The organism is Phenylobacterium parvum, from assembly GCF_003150835.1.
Classification (GTDB): domain Bacteria; phylum Pseudomonadota; class Alphaproteobacteria; order Caulobacterales; family Caulobacteraceae; genus Phenylobacterium; species Phenylobacterium parvum.
On the sequence record NZ_CP029479.1, the window covers coordinates 2,216,208 to 2,231,792 of the forward strand.

14 protein-coding genes are annotated in these 15,585 nt (G+C 71.8%); 8 read left to right on the top strand and 6 right to left on the bottom strand.

The features are described 5' to 3' along the window. Positions 1 to 22 precede the first annotated feature (22 nt). Together HYN04_RS10485 and HYN04_RS10490 are read left to right on the top strand one after the other, a co-directional pair. Positions 23 to 1,354 carry a TldD/PmbA family protein gene (locus tag HYN04_RS10485; protein ID WP_241962609.1) on the top strand — a complete coding sequence of 444 codons (1,332 nt, stop codon included), beginning with the start codon at positions 23 to 25 and terminating at the stop codon, positions 1,352 to 1,354. A gap of 158 nt (positions 1,355 to 1,512) precedes the next feature. Continuing rightward, complete coding sequence (locus HYN04_RS10490; protein ID WP_110450713.1) at positions 1,513 to 1,749, top strand: DUF4170 domain-containing protein; 237 nt, start codon at positions 1,513 to 1,515, stop codon at positions 1,747 to 1,749. 1 nt (position 1,750) lies between these two features. Here the strand turns inward: HYN04_RS10490 and HYN04_RS10495 are convergent, their stop codons facing one another. Beyond that, the gene (locus HYN04_RS10495; RefSeq protein WP_110450714.1) at positions 1,751 to 2,416 is read right to left on the bottom strand and encodes a fused DSP-PTPase phosphatase/NAD kinase-like protein; all 666 of its coding nucleotides are present in this window, start codon (positions 2,414 to 2,416) and stop codon (positions 1,751 to 1,753) included. 118 nt (positions 2,417 to 2,534) lie between these two features. Here HYN04_RS10495 and HYN04_RS10500 point away from each other — a divergent pair, with 118 nt between their 5' ends. The 5 genes from HYN04_RS10500 to lpxK are packed head-to-tail and all read left to right on the top strand — an operon-like array spanning position 2,535 to position 8,350. Next, entirely contained in the window at positions 2,535 to 4,313 is a 1,779-nt protein-coding gene (locus HYN04_RS10500; RefSeq protein WP_110450715.1) for an ABC transporter ATP-binding protein, read from the top strand. Continuing rightward, complete coding sequence (locus HYN04_RS10505) at positions 4,310 to 5,038, top strand: lysophospholipid acyltransferase family protein (RefSeq protein ID WP_110450716.1); 729 nt, start codon at positions 4,310 to 4,312, stop codon at positions 5,036 to 5,038. Before HYN04_RS10500 ends, HYN04_RS10505 begins: the two co-directional genes overlap by 4 nt. Positions 5,039 to 5,049: 11 nt before the next feature. After that, on the top strand, positions 5,050 to 6,078 hold the full coding sequence (locus tag HYN04_RS10510) for a cation diffusion facilitator family transporter (RefSeq protein ID WP_110450717.1): 1,029 nt from the start codon (positions 5,050 to 5,052) through the stop codon (positions 6,076 to 6,078). Beyond that, entirely contained in the window at positions 6,075 to 7,334 is a 1,260-nt protein-coding gene (locus tag HYN04_RS10515) for a 3-deoxy-D-manno-octulosonic acid transferase (RefSeq protein ID WP_110450718.1), read from the top strand. Before HYN04_RS10510 ends, HYN04_RS10515 begins: the two co-directional genes overlap by 4 nt. After that, on the top strand, positions 7,331 to 8,350 hold the full coding sequence (gene lpxK, locus HYN04_RS10520; RefSeq protein ID WP_110450719.1) for a tetraacyldisaccharide 4'-kinase: 1,020 nt from the start codon (positions 7,331 to 7,333) through the stop codon (positions 8,348 to 8,350). Before HYN04_RS10515 ends, lpxK begins: the two co-directional genes overlap by 4 nt. A gap of 6 nt (positions 8,351 to 8,356) precedes the next feature. Here lpxK and HYN04_RS10525 read toward each other — a convergent pair whose 3' ends face one another. Then, on the bottom strand, positions 8,357 to 9,424 hold the full coding sequence (locus HYN04_RS10525) for a phosphotransferase (protein WP_110450720.1): 1,068 nt from the start codon (positions 9,422 to 9,424) through the stop codon (positions 8,357 to 8,359). Between the two features lie 159 nt (positions 9,425 to 9,583). Between HYN04_RS10525 and HYN04_RS10530 the strand changes: the two genes are divergently transcribed. Beyond that, positions 9,584 to 12,013 (top strand): beta strand repeat-containing protein, encoded by a 2,430-nt coding sequence (locus HYN04_RS10530; protein ID WP_110450721.1) that lies wholly within the window; start codon positions 9,584 to 9,586, stop codon positions 12,011 to 12,013. A gap of 3 nt (positions 12,014 to 12,016) precedes the next feature. Here the strand turns inward: HYN04_RS10530 and purD are convergent, their stop codons facing one another. Genes purD through pstB form a run of 4 tightly spaced genes read right to left on the bottom strand, consistent with a single transcriptional unit; the run spans position 12,017 to position 15,584 of the window. After that, positions 12,017 to 13,294, bottom strand: a complete 1,278-nt coding sequence (gene purD / locus HYN04_RS10535) for a phosphoribosylamine--glycine ligase (RefSeq protein WP_110450722.1) — start codon at positions 13,292 to 13,294, stop codon at positions 12,017 to 12,019. Between the two features lie 31 nt (positions 13,295 to 13,325). Continuing rightward, positions 13,326 to 14,042 carry a phosphate regulon transcriptional regulator PhoB gene (gene phoB / locus HYN04_RS10540; protein WP_110450723.1) on the bottom strand — a complete coding sequence of 239 codons (717 nt, stop codon included), beginning with the start codon at positions 14,040 to 14,042 and terminating at the stop codon, positions 13,326 to 13,328. Positions 14,043 to 14,047: 5 nt separating this feature from the next. After that, positions 14,048 to 14,743: a phosphate signaling complex protein PhoU gene (gene phoU / locus HYN04_RS10545; RefSeq protein WP_110450724.1), complete on the bottom strand. Its 696-nt coding sequence runs from the start codon at positions 14,741 to 14,743 to the stop codon at positions 14,048 to 14,050. Positions 14,744 to 14,753: 10 nt separating this feature from the next. Further along, the gene (gene pstB / locus HYN04_RS10550; protein WP_110450725.1) at positions 14,754 to 15,584 is read right to left on the bottom strand and encodes a phosphate ABC transporter ATP-binding protein PstB; all 831 of its coding nucleotides are present in this window, start codon (positions 15,582 to 15,584) and stop codon (positions 14,754 to 14,756) included. Position 15,585 lies beyond the last annotated feature (1 nt).

Sequence of the window (15,585 nt, forward strand, 5' to 3'; positions counted from 1 at the left end):
GGCGGGCGGCCATATGGCGTCCATGAGCACCGAACTTTCCGCTGATCTTGTCGCCGCCGCCCTTCGGGCCGGGGCCGACGCCGCCGAGGCCGTCGACGCCGAGCACCAGGCGCTTTCCGTCACCGTCCGGCACGGCGCCCTCGAGGAGGTCGAGCGGGAAGAGGCGCGGGACCTCAGTCTGCGGGTCTTCGTCGGCCGGCGTCAAGCCACCGTCTCGGGCTCGGACATTTCGGCCGACGGCCGTGCACGCCTGGTGGAGCGGGCCGTGGCCATGGCCCGTCTCGCGCCCGAGGACCCCTGGTCCGGCCTGGTCGAGCCTGGCGCCCTGGCCTCGGGCCCGCACCCCGCACTGGACCTTTGCGACCCTTCCGATCCGGATCCCGAGACCCTGGAGACCCTGGCCCGGCAGGCCGAAGCCGCCGCCCTGGGAATGCCGCGCATCGCCAATTCCGACGGCGGGTCGGCCTCGGCCTCGCGCTCGGCCTGGCGGCTGGCCACATCGAACGGCTTTTTCGGCGAGCACAGGGCCACCGGTTTCCACGTCGGCGCCGCGGTGATCGCCGGTGAAGGCGAGGGCATGGAGAGCGGGTACGACGGCCTCTCGCGCCGCTGGTTCGGCGACCTTCCGTCGCCCGAGAAGGTCGGCCGAGAGGCGGCGCGACGGGCCGCCGCCCGCCTCGGGGCCCGCAAGATCGCCTCGACCACCGCCCCCGTCATCTTCGAGAACCGGATCGCCACCTCCCTGATCGGTCCCTTCATCGGCGCCATCAGCGGCCCTTCGGTGGCGCGGGGCGTCTCCTTCCTCAAGGACCGGCTGGGCGAGGCGGTTTTCGCCGAGGCCATCACCCTGCTGGATGATCCCCACCAGCCCCGGGGCCTGGGCTCCTCACCCTTCGACGACGAGGGCGCCCTCAACCGCCGCACCGCCCTCGTGGACAGGGGCGTCGTGACCACCTGGCTGCACAACGCCACTTCGGCGCGGCAGCTGGGAATGGACCTGACGGGCCACGCCTCCCGGGGGTCGGCGGGTCCTGCAGGGGTGGGGACTTCCAACCTGACCCTGGCGCCGGGCGAGCGGGACCTGGCCGGCCTCATGGCGGACGCCGGGACCGGCCTCCTCGTGACCTCCATGTTCGGGCCGTCCCTGAACGCCAACACCGGCGACTGGTCTGTCGGCTGCTCGGGCTTCTGGTTCGAGAATGGCGAGATCGCCTACCCCGTCTCGGAGATCACCGTGGCCGGCGCCCTGCCGGATATCTATGCCCGGCTGGTCCCGGGTGCGGACCTGGAGTTCAGGGGCTCCGCCAATTCGCCCTCCCTCCTGGTCGACGCCCTGTCAATCGCCGGCAAGTAGAGCCCCAACAAGCGCGCCTGCAGGGGCCGGGGCGCCCTTCAGGCCGGGGACGGCGCACGAATGGACCCCCTGCCGGGGATTTTCCGGTACGGTCCATTGATCCTTAACCGCCGCGGGACTATCGCGCGTCCAGACACCCGGATCCAGGAGGCGCAGCCATGCCCCATCGCCAGCTTCTTCACCTCGTCATCGGCGGCGAACTCATCGACGTGGATACGGTCGAGTTCCGCGACCTCTCGAAGATCGACCTGGTCGGCGCCTACCCAAGCTACCAGGAGGCGGTGGACGCCTGGCGGGCCAAGGCCCAGTCGACGGTGGACAACGCCCTGATGCGCTACTTCATCATCCACGCGCACAAGCTGCTGGACCCCGACACCGACGACCACGACCACTGAGCTATTCGCGGCGCAGCAGGGTCTCCGTCAGGGCGCGGCCCCACATGTTCGACCGGAAGTCGGCCTTGATGGCGTCAGGGTCGTAGGCCGGGCTGTCCACCCATTCCAGGAAGGTCTGGCCGGCCGGTTCGCCCTCGGCGAGGTAGCGCTCGAAGGTGTAGTCCAGCACCCCGGTCTTCCCCGCCTTCACGTGCAGGTACTTCAGGCTGAGCTGGGCCAGGGCCTCGCGGATCGGCACGCCCTTGCGGAAGTGCAGGTAGAGGACGCTCATAATCCCCGCCCGGTCCGCCCCTGACTTGCAGTGCATGAGGGCGGGGTACTCCAGGCTGTCGAACAGGGCCTTGGCGCCATGCACCCGCGCGCGGCTGGGGACCTCGCGGGAGGTGATGGTGAAGTCCACCAGGTTCAGGCCCAGGCGCGCGCAGGCGTCCTTTTCCAGGGCGTAGAAGCTGGCGTCGAAGCCGCCGCGCAGGTTCATCACCGTGCGGATCCCCCGGGCCTTCCAGTCCTCGAGCTGGAAGGGCCAGGGCTGGTTGGCCCGGTAGAGCTCCTCCGACACCGCATGGGCGTTGGAAAAGCGCAGCCGCAGGAAGGCGTGGTCCTTGAATATGTAGTCGAGGTAGGCGCGCCGCCGCCCCTTCGGCGTGGTGAGGTCGTAATCCGCCAAGTCGGGGCTCCTGAGTGGGCCTCCTATCTAGGGCGCCGGCGCCGCACCGCAAAGCCCGTGGGCGTGCGGCGGGGACCCGCATCTTGACTTCCCCCGCTGCAGGGCCGACCCCAGCGGAATGAACGCCCCGGCGGATCACAACCGACTGTCGACCCGCGAGATCCTCGCGCGGACCTGGCGCGTCTACCTGGCGCCCCGCTGGACCGGCCTGTTGCTGGCCGGCCTATGCGCCGTGGTCGTGGCCGTCCTCAGCGCCCGACTGGTGCAGATCCTTGAGCCGGCGATCAACGACCTGATCGCCCGGCCCAAGCCCGGCGCCCTGCTCGCCATCCCCCTGACCATCGCCGCCCTGGCCATCGGCCGGGGCCTGGCCCAGGTCCTCCAGGCCACCCTGGTCAACCGGATCGGCAACGCCGTGGTCGGCGACGTCCAGGTCCAGCTGTTCGGCAAGCTGGTCCGGGCCGACCTCGCCCGGCTCCGCTCGCAGCATTCGGGCGCCTTCGTCTCCTCGGTGCTCTACGACGCCGGCCTGATCCGTGAGGCGGCGACCGCGGGGATCATCAACTATACCCAGCACGCCCTGACGGTGATCGGCGCCATAAGCGTCATGGTCTCGAATGACCTTGTCCTGTCCCTGGCCCTGATCGTGGCCGCCCCCATCGCAAGCGTCATCATGCGGCGCTACGCCAGGCGCTCCTCGCGGGCGGCACAGGGCGCCATGGCCGAGACCTCCGCCCTGTCCACCGCCATCATGGAGAGCCTCGACGGCGTCCGGGTGGTGAAGATCGAGAACCGCGAGGCCTTCGAGGAGGCCCGGGTCGCGGAGGTGGTGCGCCGCCGCCAGGACTTCCTGGTCCGCGGCGCAAACGCCCGCGCCCGCGCAGCCCCGGCGACCGAGACCCTGATGACCCTGATCACCGCCGCGGTGATCGCCTGGGCGGGGCTGAGGTCGCAGGAGGGCGGCATGAACGCCGGCGCCTTCGTCGCCTTCATCGGCGCCCTGGCCCTGGCCTCCCAGTCCCTGCGCCAGCTGGCCAACCTCCAGACCGTCTTCTCCGAGGGGTTGTCGGCGGCGCACCGGCTCTTCGCCGCCCTGGACGTCGAGCCCGAGGTCCGGGACCGGGCGGGCGCCGTGGAAACCCCACGGGGCGAGGGCCGGGTCGCCTTCGAGGACGTCCGCTTCGCCTACGGCGAGGGGCCCGAGGTCCTGGAGGGGGTCAGCCTGACGGTATCCCGCGGCGAGACCGTCGCCCTGGTCGGACCCTCGGGGGGCGGCAAGTCGACCCTGCTCAACCTGATCCCGCGCTTCTACGACGTCACCTGCGGCCGGGTGACCCTGGACGGTCGCGACGTGCGCGACCTGACCCTGGCCTCCCTGCGTCGCCGGATCGCCCTGGTCACCCAGGAGCCCTTCCTCTTCGACGACACCCTGCGGGCCAATATCGCCTACGCCCGCCCTGAGGCCTCGGAAGCGGAGATCGAGGCCGCCGCCCGGGCCGCCGCCGCGCACGACTTCATCCTGGCCCTGCCCCAGGGCTACGACACCCCCGCCGGCGAGGCCGGTCTGAGGCTGTCTGGGGGCCAGAGGCAGCGCATCGCCATCGCCCGGGCCTTCCTGAAGGACGCCCCCATCCTGCTGCTCGACGAGGCGACCAGCGCCCTGGATTCCGAGAGCGAGGCCCAGGTCCAGGCCGCCCTGGCCCGGCTCATGGAGGGCCGGACCACCCTGCTCGTCGCCCATCGCCTGTCCACCGTGCGGACGGCCGACAGGATCTACGTCCTCGACCGCGGGCGGATCGCCGAGAGCGGGACCCACGAGTCCCTGGTCGCCGCCGGGGGGCTCTACGCCCGCCTGGCCAGGGGAGCCGACCTGGAGACGGTGGAGGCGAAGGCGTGAAGGGACTGCTGCGCAAGCCCTGGGTCCAGGCCCTGCTCGGGCGGGTCCTCGCCGGCTACCTCATCCTGATCCGCCGCACGACGCGCTGGCGGCACGAGGGGCTGGAGGCCATGGAGCCCATGTTCGCCTCCGGGCAGGGCGCCATCGGCCTGTTCTGGCACGGACGGATCCCGATCTGCCTCGGCATGGCCGAGACCTGGTGGCGCAAGGACAGCCGGCGGTGTCTCGTCTCACCCTCCTCCGACGGTGAATTCGTCGCCCTGGCCCTGGAGTACGCCGGCTTCCCGGCCATCCGAATGTCCACCGCCAAGAAAGGCGACTCCGCCAAGGCGCGGGCTGCGGTGGCCGCCTTCCGGGAGGCGGTCCAGCACGTGGCCGGCGGTGGCGTCCTGATCATCACGCCCGACGGCCCGCGCGGTCCCAACGAGGAGGTCGCCGCCGGCGCCCTGCAGATCGCCCGCCGGACCGGGGCGCCGGTCTATCTCACCGGCCTGGCGGTCTCGCCGTCGATCCAGCTGGAGAGCCTCTGGGACCGGGTCATGATCGCCGCCCCCTTTGGCCGGGGGGTCTGCATCTGGGAGGGACCCTTCCATGTCCCGCCGGACGCGGACGAGCAGGAGATCGACAGGCTCCGCGCCGACTGGTCAGCCCGCATGGCCGCCTCCACCCGTCGGGCCGAGGCCCAGGTGGGTCGCCGGCCGGTTGATCCCCCCGCCCTCGGGTGAGAGACAGGGCCATGCCGCACGACGCCCCCCAACACGAGCACAAGCACGACCACCCCCACGACCATGCCCCTGGGCGCGCGCACCCTGGCAGACCGCATCATGGGCACGGTCATGGCCATCATGGGCACGGCCACCACGGGCATGGCCACCACGGGCATGGCGCGCCTCCGGCCGATTTCACGGGCGCCTTCGCCCTGGGCATCCTGCTGAACGCAGGCTTTGTCGCGGTCGAGGCGACAGTGGGTTTCGCCACTGGCTCCCTCGCCCTGCTGGCCGACGCCGGGCATAACGCCGCGGACGTCCTGTCCCTGGTCCTGGCCTGGGGAGCCGCGGTCCTCGCCCGTCGGCGGCCCGGCGCCCGTCACACCTACGGCCTCGGCAAGGCCACGATCATGGCCTCGGTGACCAACGGGATCCTGTTGGTCGCCGCGGTCGGCGCCATCGGCTGGGAGGCGGTCCAGAGGCTGGCCGCCCCCGGTCCCGTCGCCGCCGGCCCCGTCCTGATCACCGCAGCCGTGGGCGTGGTGATCAACACCCTGACCGCCCTCCTCTTCCTGCGCGGGCAGAACGACCTGAATGTCCGGGGCGCCTTCCTGCACATGATCGCCGACGCCGCCGTCTCCGCCGCCGTGGTGGTTTCGGCCGGCCTCATGCTTCTGACCGGCGGCCTGCACTGGCTGGACCCCGTCCTCAGCCTGGTCATCGTGGCGGTCATCCTGTCCGGCGCCTGGGGCCTCCTGAGGGACTCCGCGTCCATGGCCATGGACGCCGCGCCGGCCGGCATCGACGTGGGTGAGGTCCGGGCCTGGCTCGCCGCCCGGCCAGGGGTGAGCGAGGTCCACGACCTCCACGTCTGGTCCCTCTCGACCACCCGAACCGCCCTAACCGCCCATCTGGTGCGCCCGGAGGGAGGTTCCTCGGACGCCTTCCTGGCCGAGACCGCGCGCGGCCTGGAAGCGATCTTCCGCATCGACCACGCGACCCTTCAGGTCGAGACGGGCGAGCTGGACTGCGAACTCGCGCCCGACGAGGTGGTGTGACCCTCCCTCTCGCCCTCTACAGCCTCCTTGCGGGCCTGGCGGAGTCCTTTGCGCCCGGCCTCCTGCGGCGGCGTGCAGCGGCGGGCCGCGAGGACCCCGAGCGATTGGGCGAACGCCTGGGACGCGCCAGCCAGCCCCGGCCTGGCGGGCCCCTGGTGTGGCTGCACGGGGTCAGCGTGGGCGAGTCCCTCTCCCTCCTCGCCCTCGTCGAGGGCCTAAGGGCGCGCCGGCCCGACCTCGCCCTCCTGGTGACCTCGGGCACCCGCACCTCGGCGGACCTCCTGGCCCGGCGACTGCCCGAAGGCGTCGTCCACCAGTACGTTCCGGTGGACGGGCCCCAGGCGGTGCGACGCTTCCTCGACCACTGGCGGCCGGACCTGGGCGTCTTCGCCGAGAGCGAGCTCTGGCCCAACCTCCTCCGGTCCGCCCGGCGCCACGGGACCCGCCTGGCCCTGGTCTCGGCCCGGATCACCGAGGGAACCGCCGGGACCTGGCGCAAGGCCCCCGCCTCCGCCCGCAGCCTGCTGGGCCTCTTTGACCTCATCCTGCCTCAGGACCGCGCCAGCGCCGCCCGGCTGACAGAGCTCGGCGCCGCCTGCGGCCGGGAGCTGAACCTGAAGCGGGCCGGGGCGCCGCTGCCCTTCGATCCGGCCGAAATGGAGCGCCTCCAGGGCCTCGCTGCGGGACGGCCCGTCATCGTGGCGGCCAGCACCCACCCTGGAGAGGATACCCTGGTCGCCGGCGCGGCGGAGGGCCTGGGCGCCCTCCTGGTCCTGGCCCCGCGGCATCCCGAGCGTGGAGGCGAGATCGCCGCCGCCCTCGCCGCTCCGAGGCGCGCCCTCGGCCAGTCCCCCGGACCAGACGACCCAGTCTGGATCGCGGACACCCTGGGAGAAATGGGCCTCTTCTTCCGCCTTGCCGATCTGGTGGTGATGGGCGGCAGCTTTCCCGGCGGCATCGGCGGCCACAACCCGCTCGAGCCGGCCCGACTGGGGGTCCCGGTCCTGACCGGTCCCGACATCGCCAACTCGGCCGACGTCTACGGCGAGATGTTTGACGAGGCCTGCGCGCTTACCGCCCGCGACGGCCCGGACCTGCGGCGCAAGCTGGCCGGCCTGCTGGGGCAGCCCGCCCTGAGACGTCGCATGCGCGAGGCGGCCCTGGGCTATGCGGCGCGGCAAGGCGAGAGTCTCTCGGCGGCCCTGGACGACCTGGCGCCCCTCTTGCCGCCCCTGACGGGAGAGGGGGCTGCATGAAGCTCCCGACCCCACGCTGGTGGTACGTTCGGGAGGGGCGGCCCGGGCCGGTCCTGCACCTCCTCCTCAAGCCCCTGTCCTGGGCCTGGGCGGCCGCGACGGCCCGCCGCATCGCCCGGGGCCGGCCCGTGGACCCGGGCGTCCCGGTGATCTGCGTCGGCAACCTGACCCTGGGGGGGACGGGCAAGACCCCAGTGGTCGCCGCCCTCGCGCGGCGGCTGTCCGACGGCGGCCGGCGTCCCGCCATCCTCTCGCGGGGCTACGGTGGCCGACTGGAAGGACCCGTCCGGGTGGACCCGGCGCGCCACTCCGCTGAAGAGACCGGCGACGAGCCCCTGATGCTCGCCCAGGCCCTGCCCGGCGTGGACGTCTGGGTCGCCCGCGACCGTGCGGCCGGCGCCCTGGCCGCAGCCCAGGCTGGCGCCGACGTGATCCTCATGGACGACGGACACCAGAACCCCTCGGTCCTGAAGACCCTGTCCCTGGTGGTCAGCGACGGCGAGACCCGCGACGGGGAATGGCCCCTGGGCGACGGCGGTGTCTTTCCCGCGGGTCCCCTGCGCGAGCCCCTGGCGGCGGGCCTCGCCCGCGCCGACGCCGTTGTCCTGCTCCTGCCGGCGGATCTGGCTGAGCCGGATTCCGACCTGGTCGCCGCTCTCTCCGGCCCGGTCCTCCTGACCGCCCGCCTGGAGCCGGAGGCTTCGCCGCCCGCCGGCCCGCAGGTTGGCTTCGCCGGCGTCGGAAAGCCCTGGAAGGTGGAGCGCGCCCTCAGGGCCGCCGGCTGCGAGCTCGCAGACTTCGCCGCCTTCCCCGATCACGCTCCCTGGACGCCGGCGCGGCTGAAGGCGCTGGAGGCCCTGGCCGCCGCGCACAACGCCGGGCTGTTGACAACGACCAAGGATTGGGTGCGCCTGCCCCCGGACTGGCGCGCCAGGGTCACGGCCTGGCCCGTCCGGGCGGTCTTCGGGGACACGGCGGCGCTGGACGCCCTGCTCGGGCGCCTTCCCCGCCGCTGAGCCTGATCAGGCGCCGGCGCGCTGGGCGAAATGCCAGGCCGCGGAGGCCAGCTGGGGCACGCGCTCTTCCATGGCGGCGGCCTGCGGGCTGTTGGCGGTGCCGTCCCGGGCCCGGCCGACAATGCCCTGGCAGATGCCGGCCAGGCGGAAGAGGTTGTAGGCGAAGAACCAGTCGACGTTGGGAACCTGGTCCCGGCCGGTCAGGCGGCAGTACTCGGCCACGGTCTCCTCGACGGTGGGAATCCCGTGGGCCGTCAGGTCGGGAATGCCGGCGATGGTCCCGTTCACCCAGTGCATGAGGAAGTAGGTGAAGTCGGCCATGGGATCGCCCAGGGTCGACAGCTCCCAGTCCAGGACGGCCGCGACCCGGGGCTCGGTCGGGTGCAGGACCATGTTGTCCAGGCGGTAGTCGCCATGGACGACGGTGTTTCGGTCCTGGTGCGGCAGGGTCTGGGGCAGCCAGTCCATCAGCCGCTCCATGGTGTCGAGCTTGACGGTTTCGGAGGCGCGGTACTGCTTGGTCCAGCGGTCGACCTGCCGGCCCATGTAGTTACCGGGCTTGCCGAAGTCGGACAGGCCCACCGCATCGACATCGGTGTTGTGCAGGTCGGCCAGGGTCTTGATCTTGGCCATGTAGATCGCCCGGCGCTCGGCGGGCTCGTACTGCGGCAGGGTCTGGTCCCAGAGGATCCGGCCCTCGACCATGTCCATGACGTAGAACCAGGTGCCGATCACCGACTCGTCGGTGCACAGGCCGTAGGAGCGGGCCACGGGAAAGCCGGTCGGGTAAAGGGCCGTGATGACCTTGTACTCGCGGTCCACCGCGTGAGCCGAGGGCAGGAGCTTGCCCGGCGGCTTGCGGCGCATGACGTACTTCTTGCCCGGGGTGACCAGCTGGTAGGTCGGATTGGACTGGCCGCCCTTGAACTGGCGCACCTCCAGCGGGCCCTCGTAGCCCTCGACATGGGCCTGCATCCAGGCGGCCAGGGAGGCTTCGTCGAAGCGGTGGGAGTCGACCACGGGCTTGGTGCCCGTATTGGCGGCCTCGCGTTCCTGTTCCGGCGTCATGGCCATGAGCCTCGCTCCCCTGGATTCTGTGTCTTGTGACGATGTCTTAGCCAACGGTGGGGGCCTGCGGCAAGCACGCTCGCATGCCGCTCCCAAGCCGGATTTCGTTAACCGGCGGGGAGTAAGCAGGGTCATTCGCCTCCCTCTGCGTTCCAAGGACCGCCCATGGCCAGCTATGTTTTCGAGACCCTGACCCCCGAGCAGGCGGCGGCTTTCGCAACGACGGACACCCTGACCTTCTCGACCCCCGGCGCTACGGCGCGGGCGGTGGCGGTCACCCTGGTTCCCTATGTGGCCCCCAACTTCTTCCTGGGCCTGACGGGCTCGACCGCCTCGGTCACCCTCGCCTTCGGCGGCAAGACCGTGGTCTTCACAGGGTCTGGTTCCAACGCCCCCGGCATCGCCGGCCTCGGGGCGACTGCGGGCCAGATCATCATGCCCGACGGCTCGCGCCTGTTCATCGGAAGCCTCGGAGCGGATTCCGTCTCGGGCGGGACCACGCCCGACGCCCTCTACGGCGGCGACGGGGCGGACACCCTGGTGGGACTGGATGGCGACGACCTGCTGCAGGGCAACCAGGGCAATGACAGCCTGGCCGGCGGCAGCGGTGCGGATACGCTTCTCGGCGGCCAGGGTGATGACACCCTCGCCCTCGGCGACGGCGTCAACTATGGGCAGGGCAACCTGGGCCAGGACACCCTGACCGGCGGCACGGGAGCGGACACCCTCCTGGGCGGACAGGGCAACGACCTCCTGACCGGCGGCGGCGGCGGGGACTACCTGTCCGGCGACCTCGGGGACGATACCCTGACCGGCTCCACGGCGGCGGACCAGCTGTTTGGCGGCGACGGAAATGACCTGATCACCGGTGGCGGCGGCGCGGATATCGTCAATGGCAACCAGGGCGCGGACTCCCTGGTGGGCGGAACCGGGGCCGACAGCCTTCTGGGCGGCCAGGGCGGCGACAGCATCGTCGCCGACGCCGGGACCAACTACGCCCATGGCAACCTGGGCGACGACATCATCACGGCCCTTGGGGGCGCGGACACCCTGCTCGGCGGGCAGGGCAATGACACCCTCTCGGGGGGCGACGGCGTCAACTATCTCTCCGGCGACCTCGGGGACGACTCCGTGACCTCGGGAACCGGGACGGACTCGCTGGTGGGCGCGGACGGGGCGGACACCCTGGTCGGCGGCGGTGGGGCCGACACTCTCGACGGGGGCGCCGGCAATGACCGGATCTTCGCCGGAACAGCGGCCGACCGCATCATCGCCGGGGCTGGCGACGACAGCGTGAGCGACGGCGGCGGTGCGAACCTGATGGCTCTGGGCGACGGCGCTGACACGCTCTCGACCGGCGCCGGCGGCGACACGGTCCTCGGCGAGACCGGGGCGGACAGCCTGCTCGCCGGAGCTGGCGACAACAGCGTCCTCGGGGGCGATGGCGCGGACACCGTGATCGCCGGAGCCGGCGCCGACAGCCTGCTGGGCGGCGACGGGGACGACAGCCTGAGCGCCGGCGGCGGTGCGGACTCCATCGACGGAGGCCTCGGGAACGATACCCTGGTCCAGGCGATGACCTCGGCCGGGGTGGCCACCCTGATTGGCGGCGAGGGGGACGACGACTTCGACCTCACGGGCTCCGTAGGCGGCTCCTCGGTGCTTTCAGACGCGGGTGCGGGGGCCGACAGCCTGCTTGGCGGCGGCGGCATCGACTACTTCATCGGCGGCGCCGGGGCGGACACCGCCGTCGCCGGGGGCGGGGCCGACACCTTGGTGGGCGGGGACGACGGCGACAGCCTCACGGGCGGCGCGGGCGCCGCCAGCCTGGCTGGAGACGCCGGGGCCGACACCCTTGCCGGCGGGACGGGTTCAGAAACCCTTTCCGGCGGCTCCGGCGTGGACATCCTGACCACCGGCGGCGGCTCGGATAGCCTCTCCGGCGGCGACGATACCGACAGCCTCACCGGCGGCGCGGGCTCGGCCACCCTTTCGGGAGACGCCGGCGGCGACACCCTGGCGGGCGGCGGCGGTGCGGAGTCGCTGATGGGCGGATCGGGGGCCGACGTCCTGACCAGCGGCGGCGGGGCCGATACCCTAACAGGCGGGGCGGATGGCGACAGCCTGACCGGCGGGGCCGGCGGGTCCAGCCTGTCCGGAGATGACGGCGCCGACACCCTGGCCGGCGGCCTGGGCGCAGAGACCCTGAGTGGCGGCGCAGGCCAGGACCTCCTGACCGGCGGCGCCGGCGCGGACGTCTTCCTGTTCCAGACCGCCGCCTCGAGCGCCATCGCGCGGGACGTCATCACCGACTTCGTCGCGGGAACCGACAAGATCGCGTTCGGGCTGGGCGCGGCCAATAACGGGACGGGCCCGGCCGGCTTCAGCGCAGGGGCGGACGCCGCCTCCTTCGCCGCGGCCCAGGCGACGGCGGCGGCCCTGATCTCGGCGGGGACGGATGACGTCGTGGCCGTACGGGATACGGCGGCCAGCCTGACCTACGTCTTCGCGGACACTGACGGCGACAACGCCATCGACACGGTGGTGGAGCTGACCGGCCTGGTCACCCTGGCCCAGACCGACTTCACCGGCTGAGCCTCAGCCCCGGGGGGCCAGGGCGCGCCAGCCGATATCGGTGCGGTGGAAGCTCTCCGGCCAATCGATCCGGGCGATGGCCGCATAGGCCCGCGTGCGAGCGGTCTCCAGGTCTGGGCCCCGGGCGCAGATGTTGAGCACCCGCCCCCCCGCCGCCCTCAGGATCCCGTCAGAATCCCGGGTGGTGCCGGCATGGAAGACGGCGACGTCGGGCCCGAAGTCCTGCTCGGCGCCCAGGATGGCGGTCCCGGTGCGCGGGGCGTCGGGATAGCCCTCGGCGGCCATGACCACGCAGATCGCCACCTCGTCGCGCCATTCCGGCTCGGGCAGGTCGGCCAGGGTCCCGTTCGCGCAGGCGGCCAGGTAGGGAACGAGGTCGCTCTCCAACCGCAGCATCAGGACCTGGCATTCGGGGTCGCCGAACCGGGCGTTGAACTCCACCAGCCGGGGGCCGTCGGCCGTGGCCATCAGCTCCACGAACAGGGCGCCGCGATAGGGCGAGCCCTCGGCGGCGATGCCCTCCAGCGCCGGGACGGCGAGGCGGGTCATGACCTGGTCGACCAGGGCGTCCGTGAAGACCGGCGCCGGGCAATAGGTCCCCATGCCCCCGGTGTTGGGCCCCTTTTCCCCGTCGAAGGCCCGCTTGTGGTCCTGGGCGGCCCCAAAGAACCGGCAGGTCGCGCCGTCCGACAGGACGAAGAGCGAGCCGATCTCGCCCTCTAGGAACTCCTCGATGACCACCCGGGCGCCGGCGGCGCCGAACCGCCCGCCCAGGGCGTCGTCAATGGCCGCCTCGGCTGTTGCGCGGTCGGCGGCGACGGTGACCCCCTTGCCCGCCGCCAGGCCGTCGGCCTTGACCACGTAGGGCGGGGCGAACCGGTCCAGGGCGGCGCGGGCCGCGCCTGCGTCCTCGCACACCGTCCAGGCGGCGGTGGGCAGGCCATGGCGGTCACAGAAGGCCTTGGTGAAGGCCTTGGAGCTCTCCAGCCGCCCGGCGGCGGCGACCGGGCCGAAGCACGGGACCCCGGCGAGGGCCAGGGCGTCGGCGAGGCCCGCCTCGACCGACGACTCCGGACCTATGACCACCAGGTCGGCGGCGATCTCTTGGGCCAGGTCCACCAGGGCGTCGATCTCGGTCGGCTTGACCGGCCGCAGCTCTCCCAGGGACGCCATGCCGGGATTGCCGGGGGCCATGACCAGCCGGCGGGTGAGGGGCGAGGCGGCGATCTTCCAGGCGAGGGCGTGTTCGCGCCCGCCGGATCCGACGAGAAGGATATTCATGGCCCGCCTTTCGCGCGGCCCGGCGCCAAGGTCAATCGGCCTCGGCCTTGCGGCGATCGACCTCCAGGGCATAGCCCGCCGAGCGCACCGTACGGATCGGGTCGAAGCCGGGCGCGCCCTTGGACAGGGCCTTGCGAAGCCGGCCGATGTGGACGTCCACCGTCCGGGCCTCGACATAGACGTCCGAGCCCCAGACCGCATCCAGCAGCTGCTCGCGGCTGAACACCCGGCCCGGGTTCTGCATGAAGAAATCCAGCAGCCGGAATTCGGTGGGGCCCAGGTGCACCTCGACGCCGTCGCGGCTCACCCGGTGGGCCGAGCGGTCGAGGGCCAGGGCGCCGCGGACAACCACGTCCTCGGCAAGGCCCGGCCGCAGGCGCCTCAGCACAGCGCGGATCCGGGCGGCCAGTTCGGTGACCGCGAAGGGCTTGACCACATAGTCGTCGGCGCCGGTGTCGAGCCCGCGGATGCGGTCGCTCTCCTCGCCCCGGGCGGTCAGCATGATGATGGGCACATTGCGGCTCTGGGGCCTTTGGCGCAGCCGCCGGCAGACCTCGATGCCCGAGACCTTGGGCAACATCCAGTCCAGGACCACCAGGTCCGGAAGGGTCTCCTCGGACTGCATCAGCGCCTCCTCGCCATCGGTGGCGACAGCGACTGAATAGCCTTCCCGCTCGAGGTTGTAGCGGAGCAGGGTTCCGAGGGCGTCGTCGTCCTCGACGACAAGGATTCTGGGGCTTACGGACATAGGATCTAGGCCTGGAGATCGTCGGAGCGGGGCCGGTCCGCGGGACTGACCTGCTCGCCGGTGATTTCGTAGTGGACGATTTCGGCGATGTTGGTGGCGTGGTCGCCGATCCGCTCCAGGTTCTTGGCCACGAACAGGAGGTGGGCGCAGGCTGTGATGGTCCGGGGATCGCCCATCATGTAGGTCAGGAGCTCGCGGAAAAGGCTGTTGTAGTGCTCGTCGACCTCATGGTCACGCCGCCAGACGTCCATGGCCCGGTCGGGGTCGTTGGAGATGTAGGCGTCCAAAACCTCCTTCAGCCGGGCCTCGACCAGTCGCCCCATCCGCTCGATGGAGCGGCTCAGGGCCGGCATGGGTTCGATCTCCGACAGGACCAGGGTGCGCTTGGCGATGTTCTTGGCGAGGTCGCCGCACCGTTCCAGGTTCGAGGCGATCTTCATGGCCGCCATGGTCTTGCGCAGGTCGTTGGCCATGGGCTGGCGCAGGGCGATCAGGCGGATCGCCTTCTGCTCGACGTCGGCCTCGATCTCGTCCAGGCGGTCATCCTGCTGCAGGACCTTGGTCGCCAGGGCCGGGTCGCGGCGCACGACGGCGTCGACGGCGTCCCCCAGCTGGGATTCGGCCAGGCCGCCGAGCCGGACGCAGGCCGCCCCCAGGGTGTTCAGTTCGTCCTCGTAGGACTTGACGATGTGCTCGTTCATGGGATCGCCCTCAGCCGAACCGGCCGGTGATGTAGTCCTGGGTCCGGGAGTCCCCCGGACGGGTGAAGATGTCGCCCGTGGGTCCGGCCTCGACCAGCCGGCCCATGTGGAAGAAGGCGGTGCGTTGCGAGACCCGCGCGGCCTGGGCCATCGAGTGGGTGACGATGATGATGCAGTACTGGGCCCGGAGCTCGTCGATCAGCTCCTCGATCCGGGCGGTCGCGATCGGGTCCAGGGCCGAGCAGGGCTCGTCCATCAGGATCACCTCCGGATTGATCGCGATGGCCCGGGCGATCACCAGGCGCTGCTGCTGGCCGCCCGACAGGCCGGTGCCCGGCTGGTCAAGCCGGTCGGAGACCTCCCTCCAGAGGCCGGCGCGCTTCAGCGCCTGTTCAACCACCCCCTCCAGCTCGGAGCGGGAGGTGGCGATGCCGTGGATGCGGGGCCCGTAGGCGACGTTCTCGAAGATGCTCTTGGGAAAGGGGTTGGGCTTCTGGAAGACCATGCCCACCCGCGCCCGGAGCAGGACGGGGTCAAGGTCGCGGTCATTCACGTCCTCGCCGTCCAGCAGGATGCGGCCCTCCACCCGGGCGCCCGGGATGGTGTCGTTCATCCGGTTGATGCACCGAAGAAAGGTCGACTTGCCGCAGCCCGAGGGGCCGATCAGGGCGGTTACGGCGCGGTCCGGGACGTCGAGGTCGATGTCGAAGAGGGCCTGCTTCTCGCCGTAGAAGACCCGGACGCCCGAGGCGGAGATGCGCGGGGCGCCGTCGGTCGGCGCGGAAGCGCCCGGGGCGGGCACGGGCGGGGGTGGGGCGGTCTGGACGGTTGCGTCAGTCATC